Below are 15,367 nucleotides of genomic sequence, written 5' to 3' on the forward strand. Positions count from 1 at the left end.
TTACTCTATGGAGGCATGGAATGTCTACAAAAACGGCGTGTTTCAATACACTGAGTACAGCATCTATGTGAGCTGACAACTTCATATCTCAACGCGCGGGCGGTATGCAAATGTCTGCTATCCAACACGGCGCGGATGATGTTCGCAAACTCTGAATTTCTGCTGATGCTCAATCAGGCCACCACCGACCAGGAGCAGCTTGCCCGTCTGCTGGGGGCATCGGATACGCAGATGAGCTATGTGGACAACGCGCCTGCCGGTCATGGGCTCATCAAGGTGGGCGGAGCCATTGTGCCTTTCGCCAATGAACTGCCCAAGAATACAGAACTGTATCGCCTGATGACCACCAAGCCGGGTGAGGATTGATGTTATGAAGGATTTGAAGATCAAACCCGGCATGGACACGCCAAAGGCGAAGCTGAAGAACCCCACGCCCAAGGACGCGGATTCCCTTCTGAAACAGCACATGGATAAGCGGCAGCGGGAAAAGGAGCCGGAGAGCCATGATCCCGTGCGCTATGCCACCGACCGCGTGGAGAAAAATATGCGCCGTGGCACGGCGCTTGCTGCGGATCGTTCCCAGCGCATGATAAAGCACTATCGAGAAAAACAGCAACAGGGCGAAGTAAATACGGCGAGAGAGTGCAGAGCGACAGAACCGGTAGATATGGGGATTGGTGTGGAAAACGGCTCTATCAACGCTCCAGCGGAACATAACTTTTCCCCGGCTCAACCCGCTGCACGAAATGGAGTCGGAAAACAGACTTTCTCTCCGAAAAACGCAAATACCGCCAAAAGTGCAAATGCCGCCCCGCAGGAGCGAGGGCGGCAGAAAGCCGTGCGGGACGCGAAAGCCGCCTATGGGCGGAACCTTGCCGAGAAAAGAACAGCAGAGCGGCACATTGTACCTCCACCGTCCGACCGTGGAGGTACAATAACCACTCCGCAGAAAGGAAATCCGGGCGCGTCGTTCAGGGGCAGTCTTGCTCCCAAGAGCAGACAGGCCATGACCAAGCCCACGCGCACCATGCGTGTTCGGCCAACCGGCCATGTAACATCGAACAACGCGATCATCACACGCCGCGCAAGAGCGGCGACGCAGAGAAAGGCTCAGCGGGCGATGCTTCAGGATTCTGTAAAGAACGGCGGCAAAACAGCAAAGAAGCTGGGCGGTAAAGCGGCACGGGCGGTAAAGACCGTGGGCCGGGGCGTGGCGTCTGCGGTCAACTCGCTCCTGACCGCAGGCGGCGGTGCAGTAGTGCTGGTACTGCTTCTGACGGTGATCCTTGTGGCGGCTATTGTGGCATCGCCGTTCGGCATTCTCTTTTCCAACGAAAGTCGGGAGACAGGCGTGGTCCCCTTGTCTGCCGCAGTAGCGCAGATCAACTATGACTTCAATGCTGAACTGGAAGCGTTGCAGACGGCAGACAACTACGATTCCATTTCCGTGACCGGCCAGCCTGCTGATTGGGTGGAGGTGCTGGCGGTGTTCGCGGTGAAGGTGGCGGGCAGCGACGAGGTGGACGCCGCAGATGTGGCCACGATGGACGCCGCCCGCATCGCCCGCCTGAAAGCGGTCTTTTGGGATATGACCACCATTACACATCGCATTGAGGTCATTCACCATCCCGGCAGCGGCGAGGACGATGACGGTTGGACGGAAAGGAACCTCTACATCACGATTTCTGCGAAAACGGCGGAAGAAATGAAAACCGCCTACCGTTTTAACCGCAACCAGATTGCGGCGCTGGAGGAGCTGCTGGAGCAGCGGGATCTCCTGCTGGAGCTGATCGATGATGTGTACTCTGTCAGCGGGGACACGGCGGCGTTGATCCGCAATCTGCCGGAAGATCTGTCGCCGGAGCGCGAAGCGCTGGTACGCACCGCCTGTTCTCTTGTCGGCAAGGTGAATTATTTTTGGGGCGGAAAGAGCCTCACAATCGGCTGGGACGCCCGATGGGGCGAGCTGCGGCAGGTCACGGCGGCAGGCAGCTCCACCACCGGAACCTACCGGCCTTATGGGGTAGATTGCAGCGGGTTCGTCGATTGGGTATTCTATAACGCCACAAACGGCAGCTACATCATTGGCCACGGCGGTGGGGCCATGTCCCAGCACGGCTACTGCACCCCCATCTCATGGGACGATGCGCTCCCCGGTGATTTGGTATTTTATCCGGACGATTCCCATGTGGGCATTGTCGGGGGCAGAGATGCTAACGGCGATTTGCTCATTATCCATTGTGCCAGCGGGCATAATAATGTGGTTATCACGGGACTGGCGGGATTTACCGCCATAGGACGCCCCATGTACTATACGGAGTAAAAAAGATTTGCCTTTCCTTTGCCGGTCTGGTATGGTACAATACCCATCGTGTGTGATGGGAGGGAAATCGTGATGCAGAACTATACCGAGGAAGAAGCGGCCATTTTATGCGGCTTTATTGGCCGGTATCTTGACCGTGCCTCGGTTTGTGAGCCTGTCCGTGCCGATTATTTTCGGCTGTGCCAAGGATTGGAACAGCATACTTTGACACATCAGGACTAGAACACCTTAAAAAAATGCTCATGTACGGTAAAGTATCACAAGAAAATTATGTCGAATTGACAGCCGCCTCCGCTATACCGAATAAGGAAATAAAGAGTCCTCAAATTTTGCGCTACTAAATGAAGACGAGCGGAAGTAATCTCCCGCTCGTCAGTAAACTTAACTATGCCATATCAATCCCGCTTCTTTCCCGCCACCGGCACTAAGAACAGCGCGGGCAACAGCAGGAAAGCGGTACAGACCAGCCCCCAGGGTATGGACACCTGCTGGGCTACCAGCCCCACAATAGGCCCGCCGATGATCTGCCCGAAAGAGTCCAGCTGTCCGCTGGTGGAAAAGACTGTGGCGCGCATTTTCTCATCCACATGGTCGTTCATCCAGGCGGCCAGCACAGGCTCCTTGATGGTGCGCATAAGCCCCGCCAGCAGGAACATCAACAACATGAACCAAAAGCTCCGCCCCACCGCGAAGAGAACCAGGCACAGGATATACCCGGCGCTGGTGGACATGACCACACTGGTTCGGCTGACAGTCCCTTTTTTCTCCATGCGGGCGATGAGCAACTGAGAAGCCAGAATACCTAAGCCGCTGCCGATAAGACTGATAACACCGAACCAAGTGACGCTGTTCAGCGGCCCGATAACGGGTATTACCGTGTCATCCAGAAAATGAGCGGTGGAGAGCCGGTCAAAGCCTTCACTGGCAAGTCCCCCGCATAGTGTGATTGCTAAGAGCGCCAGCAACACAGGTGCGCCTTTCACAAAGCCCAGGTTGAGCTTGAACAGGCAGACAAAGTCTTTAAGCAAGCCCTGCCGTTCCTCAATAGCAGGGGAGAAGTTGGTTTCTGGCATGATGCGAACCAACACCAGCCCCAACAACAAGCACAAACTGCCCCCCAAGATGACAGGCATTTGCAGGTTTATGTTTCCCAGCAGTGTGCCCAGCACCACGCCCAGAACGCCGCCGATTTGCCCCATTTGACTGCCCCGCAGGAACACCTTGTCTATGGGTTTGTCCTCTTCCTCCGAGGCAATCCACGCCTCCAGAGCGCCGGTGATGAAGGTATCACCGCAACCCCAGACAACCTGGGCCAGCAGAACCGTCGCGAACCACGGTAGCGCACCCTCCATCAGAAAGCCCAGGCCGTAGAGGAACATTCCAATCAGCACCGAGCGCCGACGGCTATACAAATCCGCCACCACACCGGTGGGTATCTCGAACAGAAAGCAGGAGGTCTCCAGAACCGTCCCTACCAGGACAAGCTGGAAAGCATCCAGCTGCACCACCTCCAGGTGGTACACGATGGAAAGCACTGTGGACATAGAAACCGCCAGGGAAAAGACAAATCGGATCAGCAGGTAGACAGAATATGCCTTTGAATTTTTAGCAAACATGAAGTTACATTCTCCTAGTATAATAATGGTGTAGTCAAGAATGACTACTGGTTAATAGTTACAAAGTCCAATCTAATAAATCTATATAGACATAACAGAAGGAGGATTTCTCCCTCCATCAGAAGTTATAGGGCAACATTTTTTATCATGTCTGAGGTTTCCTTAATGCACCAGACAAAATATAGAGGTATAATCATCGAAGGCAGGATCATTGACGTATTCTCCTTGGGAACCAGCCTTCCGGCTAGTGAAACCTCTTAGAAAGTCTGTCAGTCCATTTGGTGGTGATTTATGTTTTGGCTGGTTGGGAAGCCTCAGGCTATACCTGTATAAACCGCTAGGTTGCGTATCCACCTTTTGGAAATGGATATGTCATCATTTGTCATTTCTTCTCAATGTAATAACTGCATGGCATATCAAGCCAAATACAAGAGAAAAACAGCCACCGCCAAATAGTGATGCTCCCCACCCTGCACCTGACATTGTCATAAAACCGCCAACAAAGAAAATACCAATGCCAAGAAATATACCAACACCATAAAAAAGTCCAATTGCCATATCGTACTTATTAAATTGTCGTTTCTCCTTTTTTTCATATGTTTCCATCTTTGTTATTACCTCCTTCGCAAAATCGTCCATGTTGACTCCAAAAAGAAAGCAAATTTTTTTCAACATATTTAAATCGGGTTCATTAACATCTCTCTCCCAATTCGATAGTGCCTGCCGGGTAACATTCAATTCCCCGGCTAGTTCTTCCTGTGTCATTCCCAATTGTGTTCGCAGATGACGTATTTGCTTTCCTGTTGTAATATTCGTCTGTTCCTGGTTCAAAATAGTTTCTCCTCTCTGATACTGATTTTATCAATGATATTTCGCAATAGCCAGCAATGAACGCTTGCATTGCGCAAGACGTTACATTATCTTCTGAAACATATAGCGCACCTTGTCCAGGCGGCTGTTTGGACGGCGGGGCTGGATGACTGGCTTGCCGACAGCGGCCTGATACCCTTTCAGTTCTGTAAGGCATACGCTCCGCCCGTTGGTGTAAAAGGCCAGATCAGTACGGTATGCCTGTATACAGCGGGCGGGAATCTCGCCAGTAAAGACAACTTCATCCTTTTTTACCTGGGCCGTTTCGATGGTGGCACAGTATTTCGGTGCATCATGATAAGCCCTGGAAAGGTATTCCTGGGGCGCATAGAGGATGAAGGAGAGATAAGGTTCCAGCAGCTGCGTCCCCGATTCCTTCAATGCCTGTTCCAATACAATCGGGGCCAATGAGCGGAAGTCCGCCGGCGTGCTGACCGGACTGTAATAAAGCCCGTATTCAAAGCAAATCTTACAGTCCGTTACGTTCCAGCCGAACAAGCCCTGCTCCAGCCCGTAACGGATACCATCCCTGACAGCGTTTTGAAAACTCTGGTTCAAGTATCCCAGCGAAACCCGGCTCTCGTATTGTACACCGGAGCCAAGCGGGAGTGGTGTAACAGACAGTCCGATGGATGCCCAAAACGGGTTGGGCGGCACCTCGATATGGATGGTGTGGCTGGCCACTTTGAGCGGCCGCTCTAAATAAATGACGGTGGGTTCCTTCACCGCTGTTTCAATCTTGTACTTTTCCGCCAGCAAAGCGGAAACAACCTCCAACTGCACCCGGCCCAAAAAAGAAAGAATGATCTCATGGGTGATGGAATCCACCTCGTAGCGCAAAAGCGGGTCAGTATCCGCAATCTGCGTAAGAGCGTCCAGCAGCCGTTCTCTTTGCGCTGCCGTTTTCGGCGCAATCGTCGTCCGCAGCATGGGGAGGGGGTCCTCACGCCACCTTTTACGAGGGAGCCGGGTTGGGTCCCCTAATACATCGTTTAACCTCACGCTGTCGCTGGGAAGGATAACAATTTCACCCGGATAAGCGGTGTCTGTCCGAACAATTTCCCCTTTGGATGGAATACGCATCTCTGTGATTTTCAGCTTTTCTCTCCCGGCCAGAGCCACCGTATCCCGCAGGCGCAGCGTTCCGCTGTATAGCCGCAAATAGATGAGCCGCTGGCCACAATCTGTATACTCCACCTTGAAAACGCTGCCGCATAGGGCGTCGCTCCCCTGTTCCCCAATCGGTTGGAACAGCCCTGTCACCGCATCCATCAACGGTTGAATGCCAAGGCCCTTTTTGGCGCTGCCATAATAGACCGGGAACAGGGAGGCGTCTTGAACCCGCCGCTGTTCCTCCCGCACAAGTTTTTCCCGGCTGATTGGTTCTCCTGCGATATACTTTTCCAATAATTTATCGTTATTTTCGATGACCGCATCCCATGCTTCTATGTCGGTATTTTCCTCCAGGACTATTTCCGGGGACAGCGACACCGTCTGCTTGATGATAATATCGGCGGAGAGCTTATCCCGAACAGACTGAACCACGCTCTGCAAATCAACGCCAGCCTGGTCGATCTTGTTGATAAAGATAACGGTGGGAATGTTCATTTTCCGCAGGGCATGGAACAGAATACGGGTCTGGGCCTGCACGCCATCTTTAGCGGAGATCACCAAGATGGCCCCATCTAAAACAGCCAAAGAGCGGTACACCTCCGCCAAAAAATCCATGTGGCCGGGCGTATCCACAATGTTGACTTTACATCTGTGCCACTGGAAGGAAGTGACTGCCGCTTGAATGGTAATCCCACGCTGCCGCTCCAAAAACATGGTGTCCGTCCTCGTTGTCCCTTTTTCGACGCTCCCCGGTTCTGAAATGGCTCCGCTGGCATATAGCAGGCTCTCCGTCAAGGTCGTCTTTCCAGCGTCTACATGGGCAAGAATTCCAATATTGATTATTTTCATGTGATTGTCCTCCCTTTACTGCCCCGAAGGGCATAAAAATCCCCAGCAGTAAAATACTTTTACCACTGGGGATGATAATTTGCGGACATACACATATACAGCATACACCTGTTTGTGAGTGCTGTTTTTGGGGATATGTCAAAATTGATAAGGCAAAAGTATTCTTAAATTGGGTACAAAAAACTAAGCCCCTACAAAAGGGACTATCATAATCCTTTGTTCCCACTATTTGATTATAGTTTTATTTAAGAATACCTTGCCGCATATTTTTTACTCCTTTTCTGGAATAGAATTATTATATCACATCAGTTTTAGGAAAACAAGTATCTAAAAGAAATTTTTCTTCCCCTTATATGTAACAATCATACCGGCTTCCTAACGTTCAGAATGGTTTCTACTGTCTGCTGCGGTGTTTGGTTGGAATTGTCCAGCCAAAAGCCGATCCGTGGTGTTGTCTGCATTTTACTAAATACAAATTCAATGTATACAGAAAGAAATATATAAGGAGTGGGAGGGATTCCGCCGTAGTCGGCATTGTAGGAAAATCCAAAAGTTTAGATTTTCTCAAAATGCTTATCTTTTGGTCTTTGGTTCGGAATAGTGTAGTGCTGGCGGTCTATCTATTGTTTTCGGTTGCTTGCTTCTTTACCGTACATGAGCATTCGCGCCCGGATTGTCGTTGCCGTAGCCCTCCATGAGGTTAATCACGCCCCAGATACCAAGGCCAGCTCCAAGAGCGATAACAAGGGTCTGCAAAACGCCTACTGCCGAATTAAAAAATGCCATAAAGTTCTCCTTTCTTGCCGCGTGTGCGGCTGCCCGAAAAAGGGCATAAAAAACGGCGGCCAGTTTTGGTAACTGCCGCGGTCATAAGCCCGCCGGGGTTCGGCGGGTTCCCCACGCCGCCTAAATGTCTGCGGCGCGGCGGTATTCAGTTGTAAGGGCTGCGGCTTCTGCCGCTGTGTGCTGCGCCGGGGGAGTGGGGGCGCGTATCATGTAGCCTGTGTTTACGTTTCTGATTGTGATACCTCCTTTAAGTTTTTTTGCTCTTATGAATGAAAGAAAGAGAGGGTGCGGTTTTCGTCGTAGCAGTCGGCATTGTGGGAATGTGTATAACTGCCTTGCTTATGGAGTTGTGGGAAACGCTGTTTGCAGGACATGGGAAAGCTGCCCTTTGCTTTTCCATGTGCTGTGAACGGCGTTTTCCATGACGGAATAGGCAGTTATGCACATTTCCATAATGCAAAGGTCTTTTCCCTGTCCTTTTCTTTTACGCTTCTGTATCTTCCGGCAAGTCTGCCGCGTCAATCTCGTAATAGTCAAAGACTTCATCGGGCTTGACGATAGCGGGGCGGCGGCGCAAGTGCTTCTCCATGTCAAAGGCGTTCTTCGGGTCTGCATCGGACAGGTACTTGTATTTCGGGTGCTTCGTTATGTCGAATTTGTCCGAAAAGAACGGGCGCACCCCGCGTAGCTGCAAGATACATTTCCCTCCGTCCATGACCGCGATTTCGTCCTGTGTCATAGGCGGCAAGCCGCTTCTTCAAGTCGGTGTTGTGGGTACGGATATGGATCAACGGGTCTTTCTCATCAAACCAAATACCATGTTGTCTATTACTATCTCAATGAGGACGGAGAGAAAAAGCAAAAATGGGAATCGTTTGATACGGAGGCAGAAGCGAAACACCGCAAAGCTGAAATTGAGTACAAACAAGGCTCCAGAACTTTTATTGCCCCCAGCAAAACGACCGTTGCCGCGTTCCTTGAGGATTTTGTGAGCCTATATGGAACAAAGAAATGGAGTCCCAGCACCTATGAAGCCAATACGGGACTGATCCGCAACTACATCAATCCAAAACTTGGCAGTACGCTGATGCAGGATGTGACTTCTATCGCCGCAGACCGGTTTATCTCCGCGCTGCAAAGGACGAAATGCCCCACTTATAAGAACCGATACAGCAAAACGGAGTATATGACACCTGCCAATATCGAACGCATCAACAAATTGCTGCGCTGTGCTTTCGGTCAAGCTGTGCGCTGGGACATTATTGCAAAGAACCCCTTTGAAAATACAACGCTTCCGAAAATCAAGCGCAAGCCCCGTGAAATATGGGATGCTGCTACTATTCGCAAAGCACTTGACGAGTGCAAAGACGGGAGATTGTATGTGGCAATCAATCTTTCTTTTGCGTGTTCCTTGCGAATTGGCGAGATTGTCGGTCTGACTTGGGACAATATTCACATTTCAGATGCGGATATTGCCAGCGACAATGCTTATCTATGTGTGGAGAAAGAACTGGTGCGTGTGCGTGAAGATTCTCTCGCTGTTTTGGGGGAAGAAGAAATCATCAAGAAATTCCCCCGAACAATGTATTTGGAAGATGCCAGCACCGTGATCGTGCTGAAAACACCCAAAACAGAAAGCAGCGTTCGCAAAGTGTGGATGCCAAAGACGGTTGCCTACATTCTGCGGGAATGGAAAGCGTCACAGGACAAGCAGAAAGAATTTCTCGGTAGCGAATATCTCGACTATAACCTTGTGGTGGCGCTGCCAAATGGACGCCCTTGTGAGGAAACCGTAATTTCCAACGCATTCCGACGCTTGAAGCGGGACGCACAGCTCCCCGATGTTGTGTTTCATTCTCTCCGTCATTCCAGCACTACCTACAAGCTGAAACTTAACCATGGTGACATTAAGGCTACACAGGGAGATACCGGACATTCGCAGGCTGATATGGTCACAAAGGTCTATGCACACATTCTCGACGAAGATCGCAAGGTCAATGCGCAGAAGTTTGAAAGCGCCTTCTATGCAAATCCTGATTTGCGTGGCGTCCAAGCACCTGCCGAGCCAGCGCCCGCCTTAGATGTGCAGAGTATCATCTTGCAGCTTCAGCAATCCCCGGAACTTTTAAGTGCGCTCACATCCCTCATATCGAATCAAGGTTGCAAATAAGCGGTTGAGTGCCGTGGTGCCAAGGTGGTGCCAAACAACGGAAAATACGAAAAATGGTTCGATATAATTATCTGGTGCCAATCGTGGCAAAACCATGTTTTACTTTCTCCTATCTCGGTGTATCTTTCATTGATTTTCAAAAAGAAAAAACGCCGCAATCCATTGAGATTACAGCGTTTTTGGTGCGCCTGCCCGGGCTCGAACCGGGGGCCTCGGGCTTAGGAGGCTCGCGCTCTATCCAACTGAGCTACAGACGCAAATCATGCGCACGAATATCAAATTGTGAGAAAAACGGTGCCATCGGTAATTGATGTCCGTGCGCTTAGGAGGCGGATGCTCTATCCTGCTGAGCTACGGAGACAGGGTGGACCGGCAGAGCTCATTTTACCCGTTTTCGCTCCGCCTGTCAATCCGCGAAAAAGAGGGAAGCCGCCGGCGGCTTTCCTCTTTTGGATTGCTTTACTCAATGACCCGGACCCGGATGACGTTGGGCAGGTGGGTCACGTCGTTGATGACGGCCTGCTCAACCTTGGACCCCAGGTCCACCAGGGTATAGGCGTAATCGCCCTTGGACTTGTTGCTGAGGTTTTCCACGTTGACGCCGTCGGTAGCCAACAGGGTGGTGATGCTGGCCAGCATGGCGGGGATGTTCTTGTGGATAATGCACATGCGCATGACGCCGCTGCGCTCCAGCGTCACGTTGGGGAGGTTCACGGAGTTGCGGATGTTGCCGTTTTCCAGATAGTCCCGCAGCTGGTCCACCGCCATGACGGCACAGTTCTGCTCGCTCTCCGGCGTGGAGGCGCCCAGGTGGGGCATGGCGATGACATGGGGCGCCTGGACGATACGGTTGTTGGGGAAGTCTGTCACATAGGTGGCCACCTTTCCGGTGTCCAGCGCCGCCAGCATGGCGTCGTCATCCACGATCTCGCCCCGGGCCAGGTTGATGAACCGGGCGCCCCGCTTCATGCTGGCGATGGCCTTTTCGTTGATCATCTTCTCCGTCTTGGGGGTGAAGTGAATGTGGATGGTGATATAGTCCGCCCGCTTGTAGAGCTCGTGGATGTCCTGCACCACATGGATGTGGCGGTCCAGCCGCAGGGCGGAATCCACGGACAGGAAGGGGTCGTAGCCGTACACGTCCATGCCCAGATCCAGCGCCAGATTGGCCACCAGGGAGCCGATGGCGCCCAGGCCGATGACGCCCAGCGTCTTTTTGTAGATCTCCGGGCCGATAAAGGCGGATTTACCCTTTTCCACCACGGTGGTCACGTCCACGCCGGCGTCCACCTGCTGGCGGACCCAGCGGATGGCGCCGTCCACGTCCCGGGAGCCGATGAGCATGGCGCACAGGACCAGCTCCTTCACGGCGTTGGCGTTGGCGCCGGGGGTGTTGAACACAGCGATGCCCGCCTGGGAACAGCGGTCCAGGGGGATGTTATTGACGCCGACGCCTGCCCGGGCGATGCCCAGCAGGTTGTCGGGAAATTCGTAGTCCTGCAGCTTGGCGGAGCGGACAAGGATGCCGTCCTCGCAGGTGAGATCGTCACCGACGGAATACAGATCCGGGTCAAAACGACTCAGGCCTACGGGAGAGATCTTGTTGAATGTCTTGATGCGATACATGATGGGGATGCCTCCTGGGTGGTCCCGGCGGACCACAATACTTGCGGCGGAACGTGCGGCGCTGGCGCCGCTTCCGCCACAGCTTTTTTATTATAAGTTTGCCGGCGGACAAATGTCAATGTACGGAGGACCAAAAAACACAGGCGGGGGACAGAGATATTTGGTAAAAAACGTCGCTGGTTCACGAATCGTTGTTTTGCCGGAGAAAAAGCCGGGAAATATTGAAAAAATGTGGACTTTTATCTTGAAATTGAAAGGAAAGCGGACTATAATGACAAACTGTGTGTAAATATCAAGGTGCAGACCTTTTGAGACGAGAAAGAAAGGGACGTTCATTTATGCAGAACGAACATCTGAGAAACGTAGCCATTATCGCCCACGTCGACCACGGCAAGACCACCCTGGTGGACGAGATGCTCAAGCAGGGCGGCGTGTACCGGGAGAACCAGGAGACCGTGGAGCGCGTGATGGACTCCGGCGACCTGGAGCGTGAGCGGGGCATCACCATCCTGGCGAAGAACACCGCCATCCAGTACAAGGACACCAAGATCAACATTGTGGACACCCCGGGCCACGCTGACTTCGGCGGCGAGGTGGAGCGCATTTTGAAAATGGTCAACGGCGTCATTTTGCTGGTGGACGCCGCCGAGGGCCCCATGCCCCAGACCCGCTTCGTGCTGAGCAAGGCCCTGGAGCTGGGCCACCGGGTCATCGTGGTGGTCAACAAGATCGACCGCCCCGACCAGCGCATCCACGAGGTGGTGGATGAGGTGCTGGAGCTTTTGATGGATCTGGACGCCACCCCCGAGCAGCTGGATTCCCCCATGCTGTTTTGCTCCGGCCGGCAGGGCACCGCCTCCTACTCTCCCGAGGTGGCGGGCACCGATCTGACCCCCCTGTTTGAGACCATTCTGGAGTATATCCCCGCTCCCGAGGCGGACACCGACCAGCCCTTCCAGATGCTGGTCAGCTCCATCGACTACAATGAGTTCGTGGGCCGGATCGCCATCGGCCGCATTGAGCGGGGCACGCTGAAGCAGAACCAGGAGATCGCCGTTTGCAACTATCACGACCCCGAGGCCGTGCTCCGCAAGGCCAAGGCCACCGCCATCTACGAGTTCGACGGCCTGGCCCGGAAGGCCGTCACGGAGTCCACCGCCGGCAACATCATCGCCATGAGCGGCATTCCCGACATCACCATCGGCGACACCATCTGCGCCCCCGACTGCGTGGAGGCGCTGCCCTTTGTGAAGATCAGCGCCCCCACCCTGGAGATGACCTTCTCCGTCAACGACTCTCCCTTCGCCGGCCGGGAGGGCAAGTTCGTCACCTCCCGCCAGATCCGGGAGCGCCTGTACCGGGAGACCTTGAAGGACGTGTCCCTGCGGGTCACCGACACCGACAAGGAGACCGCCTTCAACGTGGCGGGCCGGGGCGAGATGTCGCTGTCCATCCTCATCGAGACCATGCGCCGGGAGGGTTATGAGTTCCAGGTGTCTCCCCCCCGCGTGCTGTATAAGACCATCGACGGCACCAAGTGCGAGCCCATTGAGCGGCTGGTGGTGGACGTGCCCGGCGACTGCGTGGGCGCCGTCATCGACAAGCTGGGCCAGCGGAAGGCCGACATGCTGGAGATGACTCCCGTGGGCGAGCGTATGAAGATCGAGTTCCTCATCCCCGCCCGCGGCCTGTTCGGCTACCGCAACGAGTTCCTCACCGACACCCGGGGCGAGGGCATCATGGCCTCCGTGTTTGATTCCTACGCCCCCTACAAGGGCGACATCCAGCGCCGGGGCAACGGCTCCATGATCTCCTTCGAGACCGGCGAGTCCATCACCTACGGCCTGTTCAACGCCCAGGAGCGGGGCACGCTGTTCATCGGCGCCGGCGTTCCCGTGTACGGCGGCATGATCATCGGCGTCAATCCCCGCAGCGAGGATATGACCGTCAACGTCTGCAAGAAAAAGCAGCTGACCAACACCCGTGCCTCCGGCTCCGACGACGCCCTGCGCCTGGTGCCCCCCAAGCAGATGAGCCTGGAGCAGTGCCTGGAGTTCCTGGCGGACGACGAGCTGCTGGAGGTCACCCCCAAGAGCCTGCGGATGCGCAAGTCCATTCTGGACCACGAAAAGCGCATGAAAGCCCTCCACGGCGGCAAGAAATAACGAAACACCGCAAAAAGCCCCGGAATTTTTCCGGGGCTTTTTCCTGCCCCGGGAACTTTTTCCTTTGTATTGCCGTCTTTATCAACAAACGCTATGATAAAACCAAAAATAGACAAAGAGGAGGAATTTCCGTGAAGAAGATAATTGCCCGCGCCCTTGCCCTGACCCTGTGCGCCGCGGTGGTGTGCGTCCTGCCGGCCTTCGCCGCCGAGATGGATACCGCCGATGCCGAGGTGCCTGCCTATCTGGCCCCTGTCCGGGTGTGGGGCCGTGTGACCAGATTGGAAAATGGGGCGATACTGGTCCAAAACAGCAACGAAAACGATCCGTATCGCGAGATCATCCTCCATCTTTCGGACACCGCGCCTGTGGTGGACGCTGTGACCGGATTGCCTCTGGACCGGGAGCTGCGGGACGGGGAGGTCATCTATGCCTGGGTGGGCCCTGCCATGACCTTGAGCCTGCCGCCCCAAGCTGCTGCTGAAGTGGTGGTGGCTGGTATCCCGGCGGACTTCGGCGCGCCCCTGTACTACCAGGTCGCGCGGATCAAACAGACGGGTTCCATCAGCCGTGACGGCCCGCTGGTTTCTGTGGAAGTTGCTGTCACCAGCGGACTGGGGCTGAACATTGAGGAGCCGGGTCTGCAAATCACCGTTCAGGCGGAACTCCTCCCCTGGAAAACCCGCCAGATCGTACATCTGGAGGACCTGCAGCCGGGTTCCCAATTCCTGGCCTGGACGGACAGCGACGGCGCCGTGACCCGTGTGCTGCTGTTCCCCTACGCCTACCGGACTTGGCTGCGGTACGATGAATACGGCGGCATCCACATGCCCGGAGACGGCTTTCCCAAGACGCCCAACGGCTACTTGACCGTATCCACCAAGGAAAAGGACGGGGAGGTGCTGCTGCCCATCCGGGCTGTGGCGGAGGCTGCCGGCTGCAAGGTGGAGTGGGTGAAGGGCCGGGGCGCCGTGGTGTCCGAGGCTGACGGCAGCTTGCTGTTCTCCGTTCTCCCCGGACAGGACACGGCACAGACTGCCGACGGGGAATGGACTCTCTCCGGTGCCTGCTTCTTTGAAAGCGGCACCACCTATCTGCCTGCCGGAGACCTGGCGGCGCTTCTGAACCTGTTCTTGGTGTATTGACCGCCCCGCTCCGGCGCACACTAGGGTCGAGGTGATGCATATGGAAGAACTGCCCCTGGGCCTTGGCATGGCCCTGGCCCAGCACCCGGAGGCCATGGCCCGCTTCGCCGCTCTGCCGGAGACGGAGCAGCAGGCCGTCATCAACGGCGCCCACGCCGTCCGCTCCAAGGAGGAGATGCGCTCCTACGTGGAGCGGTTGACAAACTGAAAAAACGCCTCGGACCGGAGACCCGGTTCGAGGCGTTTTCCATGCTTGGGGATGGTAAAATGGTGCTTGACAGAGGAGGTCTATTATAGACTTAAAAGAAAGGTCGATAAATATAGACCAAGGAGGACGGAACATGGAACAATATCATCTCTGTGACAGTGAGTACCGCTTCATGCAGGTGGTGTGGGCGTCGGCTCCGGTGGGCTCCGGGCGGCTGGTGGAGCTGTGCCGGGAGCAGCTGGGGTGGAAGAAGTCCACCACCTACACGGTTTTAAAGAAGCTGTGCGGCCGGGGGCTGCTGCGAAATGAGAACAGCACCGTCACCGTTCTGGCGCCCCGGGAGGCGGTGACGGCGGAAGCGGCGGGGGAGTTCGTAGATAAGGCCTTCGGCGGTTCTCTGCCGGGGTTTTTGACGGCGTTTATGAGTGGACGCCGGCTGTCGGCACAGGAGGCGGAGGAGCTGAAACGTCTCATTGACGCCCACAAGGAGGGGTGA

At 54.6% G+C, this 15,367-nt stretch carries 11 protein-coding genes, 1 tRNA gene and 3 pseudogenes; 8 read left to right on the forward strand and 7 right to left on the reverse strand.

All coding sequences use genetic code 11. The features are described 5' to 3' along the window. Positions 1–114: 114 nt before the first annotated feature. From ACTQ4R_RS05065 to ACTQ4R_RS05075, 3 genes and pseudogenes are all read left to right on the forward strand, one after another. Positions 115–366 (forward strand): annotated as a pseudogene (locus tag ACTQ4R_RS05065) (VirB4-like conjugal transfer ATPase, CD1110 family); the annotation flags it as partial. Between the two features lie 4 nt (positions 367–370). Then, the gene (locus ACTQ4R_RS05070; protein ID WP_441626468.1) at positions 371–2,323 is read left to right on the forward strand and encodes a C40 family peptidase; all 1,953 of its coding nucleotides are present in this window, start codon (positions 371–373) and stop codon (positions 2,321–2,323) included. Between the two features lie 72 nt (positions 2,324–2,395). Further along, entirely contained in the window at positions 2,396–2,545 is a 150-nt protein-coding gene (locus tag ACTQ4R_RS05075) for a hypothetical protein (protein ID WP_441626470.1), read from the forward strand. Between the two features lie 173 nt (positions 2,546–2,718). Here the strand turns inward: ACTQ4R_RS05075 and tet(40) are convergent, their stop codons facing one another. From tet(40) to ACTQ4R_RS05100, 5 genes and pseudogenes are all read right to left on the reverse strand, one after another. Beyond that, positions 2,719–3,939 (reverse strand): tetracycline efflux MFS transporter Tet(40), encoded by a 1,221-nt coding sequence (gene tet(40), locus ACTQ4R_RS05080; RefSeq protein ID WP_441210890.1) that lies wholly within the window; start codon positions 3,937–3,939, stop codon positions 2,719–2,721. A gap of 375 nt (positions 3,940–4,314) precedes the next feature. Next, a complete protein-coding gene (locus ACTQ4R_RS05085; protein ID WP_001071126.1) occupies positions 4,315–4,770 on the reverse strand; it encodes an XRE family transcriptional regulator in 456 nt (151 codons plus the stop codon). 81 nt (positions 4,771–4,851) lie between these two features. Further along, a complete protein-coding gene (gene tet(W), locus ACTQ4R_RS05090; protein WP_441626473.1) occupies positions 4,852–6,771 on the reverse strand; it encodes a tetracycline resistance ribosomal protection protein Tet(W) in 1,920 nt (639 codons plus the stop codon). A gap of 657 nt (positions 6,772–7,428) precedes the next feature. Then, a pseudogene (locus ACTQ4R_RS05095) lies at positions 7,429–7,557 on the reverse strand (Maff2 family mobile element protein); the annotation flags it as partial. Positions 7,558–8,041: 484 nt separating this feature from the next. Then, positions 8,042–8,296, reverse strand: a pseudogene (locus tag ACTQ4R_RS05100) (type IV secretion system protein VirD4); the annotation flags it as partial. Between the two features lie 249 nt (positions 8,297–8,545). On the opposite strand from ACTQ4R_RS05100, the gene ACTQ4R_RS05105 reads away from it, so the two are divergent. Next, a complete protein-coding gene (locus ACTQ4R_RS05105) occupies positions 8,546–9,727 on the forward strand; it encodes a site-specific integrase (protein WP_441626475.1) in 1,182 nt (393 codons plus the stop codon). 180 nt (positions 9,728–9,907) lie between these two features. Here ACTQ4R_RS05105 and ACTQ4R_RS05110 read toward each other — a convergent pair. Together ACTQ4R_RS05110 and ACTQ4R_RS05115 are read right to left on the reverse strand one after the other, a co-directional pair. Continuing rightward, positions 9,908–9,984 (reverse strand) — tRNA-Arg (locus tag ACTQ4R_RS05110). Positions 9,985–10,186: 202 nt separating this feature from the next. Continuing rightward, positions 10,187–11,353, reverse strand: coding sequence for a phosphoglycerate dehydrogenase (locus ACTQ4R_RS05115; protein WP_441626476.1), 1,167 nt, complete (start codon positions 11,351–11,353; stop codon positions 10,187–10,189). A 338-nt stretch (positions 11,354–11,691) separates the two neighbouring features. Between ACTQ4R_RS05115 and typA the strand changes: the two genes are divergently transcribed. From typA to ACTQ4R_RS05135, 4 genes are all read left to right on the forward strand, one after another. Next, positions 11,692–13,518, forward strand: a complete 1,827-nt coding sequence (typA, locus tag ACTQ4R_RS05120) for a translational GTPase TypA (protein WP_441626478.1) — start codon at positions 11,692–11,694, stop codon at positions 13,516–13,518. Between the two features lie 131 nt (positions 13,519–13,649). Continuing rightward, positions 13,650–14,663: a stalk domain-containing protein gene (locus ACTQ4R_RS05125; RefSeq protein WP_441626480.1), complete on the forward strand. Its 1,014-nt coding sequence runs from the start codon at positions 13,650–13,652 to the stop codon at positions 14,661–14,663. A 40-nt stretch (positions 14,664–14,703) separates the two neighbouring features. Beyond that, complete coding sequence (locus ACTQ4R_RS05130; protein WP_441626482.1) at positions 14,704–14,871, forward strand: hypothetical protein; 168 nt, start codon at positions 14,704–14,706, stop codon at positions 14,869–14,871. A 133-nt stretch (positions 14,872–15,004) separates the two neighbouring features. Further along, positions 15,005–15,367 carry a BlaI/MecI/CopY family transcriptional regulator gene (locus ACTQ4R_RS05135; protein ID WP_441626484.1) on the forward strand — a complete coding sequence of 121 codons (363 nt, stop codon included), beginning with the start codon at positions 15,005–15,007 and terminating at the stop codon, positions 15,365–15,367.

The organism is Dysosmobacter sp. Sow4_B12, assembly GCF_052116665.1.
Taxonomy (GTDB): domain Bacteria; phylum Bacillota; class Clostridia; order Oscillospirales; family Oscillospiraceae; genus Oscillibacter.

Coding starts and splice junctions, on each gene's coding strand:
- ACTQ4R_RS05115 (WP_441626476.1), bottom strand. CDS start 11,353: ATGTATCGCATCAAGACATTCAACAAGATCTCTCCCGTAGGCCTGAGT.
- typA (WP_441626478.1), top strand. CDS start 11,692: ATGCAGAACGAACATCTGAGAAACGTAGCCATTATCGCCCACGTCGAC.
- ACTQ4R_RS05135 (WP_441626484.1), top strand. CDS start 15,005: ATGGAACAATATCATCTCTGTGACAGTGAGTACCGCTTCATGCAGGTG.
- ACTQ4R_RS05075 (WP_441626470.1), top strand. CDS start 2,396: ATGCAGAACTATACCGAGGAAGAAGCGGCCATTTTATGCGGCTTTATT.
- ACTQ4R_RS05070 (WP_441626468.1), top strand. CDS start 371: ATGAAGGATTTGAAGATCAAACCCGGCATGGACACGCCAAAGGCGAAG.
- ACTQ4R_RS05130 (WP_441626482.1), top strand. CDS start 14,704: ATGGAAGAACTGCCCCTGGGCCTTGGCATGGCCCTGGCCCAGCACCCG.